Origin of the sequence: Frankia sp. AiPs1 (genome assembly GCF_023716945.1) — a bacterium.
In the GTDB taxonomy this organism is placed as follows: domain Bacteria; phylum Actinomycetota; class Actinomycetes; order Frankiales; family Frankiaceae; genus Frankia.
The window spans coordinates 1-1438 of sequence record NZ_JAMQQF010000930.1; the positions used below are offsets into that span (position 1 = coordinate 1).

Consider the following 1438-nt stretch of genomic DNA (forward strand, 5'->3'; position numbering starts at 1 on the left):
GGCGTGGCCGGCGTGGCCGGCGCACGGCCCGCCGGGGGGGCGGCCTCAGCGCGGGCCGCCGGGAGTCAGCAACCACCGGACGACAGCCGCGGTGCCGACGCGGTTGGAATCAAGATGGTCGACGACCGCGCCGAGGTCGACGATCGGGGCGTCGACGCCGTGCCCGCGCAGCGCCGCGCGGCAGTGCTCGCTGTTTGCTCGGGGCACCTGGGTGTCCGCGCCGCCGACATAGAGCCGCACCGGCGCGGGCGCGGGCAGCGAGCGAGGGCCCGGCGGGGTGGAGCAGGTCGCGTCGGCCACCGCCAGCGCCGCCGCGAACCGGCCCCGCGGATGGTGGAGCAGCTCGGCACCGCGCGGGGTGAGCAGGGCGTCGATGCTCGCCGGCAGGCCGGCGACGAACTGCTGGCCGGAGTGTTCACCGTCGAACAGCGCCTCGACCGACGGCTCGCGGAAGACCTCGGCGGGCGCGTCGTACAGGTGGTGCAGCCGGTTGAACGAGACGAGCAGATAGGCGGTGTAGCCGACGCCGTAGGGTTGTTCGACCCGGCCGGCCAGCAGGGCGGGCAGCTCCACCGATCGGAAGTCGTAGGCGCCGCTGACCGGTGCCAGCGCGCCGAGGCGCAGCGACGGATCGGCGCCGGCCTGCAGCGCCGCGCCGAGACCGGTCGCCGCCGAGGCGCCCTGCGAGAACCCCGTCACCAGGACCCGCGGGTCAACCGTGCGCCCCTGCGTGGCGACGAACGCCCGGGTGGCGCGCAGCAGGTCGAGCGACGCCGACACCTCGGAGGGCACGTCCATCCACGGATGCGGACCGGGCCCGACACCGAGACCGAGGTAGTCGGGGGCGGCCGCGGCGAAACCGGCTGCGGCGTAGGTGAGGGCCGGGGCCTGGCCCCAGCCGTCGGCGGCCAGGTCCGTCGCCGTCGACGGGGCGTCGACGCGGGCGATCTCGGTGCCGTGGGTGTAGGAGACGACGCGCAACCGGCGGGTGTCGGCGGCGGGCAGGGCGAGCAGGCCACTGGCGGTGGTCGCCCGCCCACGCGGGTCAATCGTGCGGTAGACCAGCCGATAGGTGACCACGCCCGAGCGCACGACCGCCGGGTCCGCGTCGAATCCGCTCGCGGTCAGCACCGCCCGCACCTGCGCCGCGGACAGGACCGCCAACCGTTCGGACGAGACCACCCCGCCGCGCTCTGCCCGTCGCACCGCCGACAGCGATGGCGTGGCAACGGACGATGCGACGACCGCGGGAGGCCTGGCGGCGTGCGCGGCGGCGCCGGGAGACACGGGGGTGGCAGGAGACACGGCGGTGGCAGGAGACACGGCGGTGGCAGGAGACACGGCGGTGGCAGGAGACACGGCGGTGGCGGTGGCGGAGGCGCTGCCGAGGGCGCTGGCGGCCGTCAGCGCGAGGGCGGCGAACGCGGCGGCGGCCGCC

General features: G+C 76.6%; 1 protein-coding gene. It reads right to left on the reverse strand.

What is annotated here, in order from left to right:
• Nucleotides 1-45: 45 nt before the first annotated feature.
• Nucleotides 46-1438 (reverse strand): hypothetical protein (locus tag ND748_RS31955; RefSeq protein WP_308205788.1); only part of this gene is annotated, 1393 nt, incomplete at its 5' end.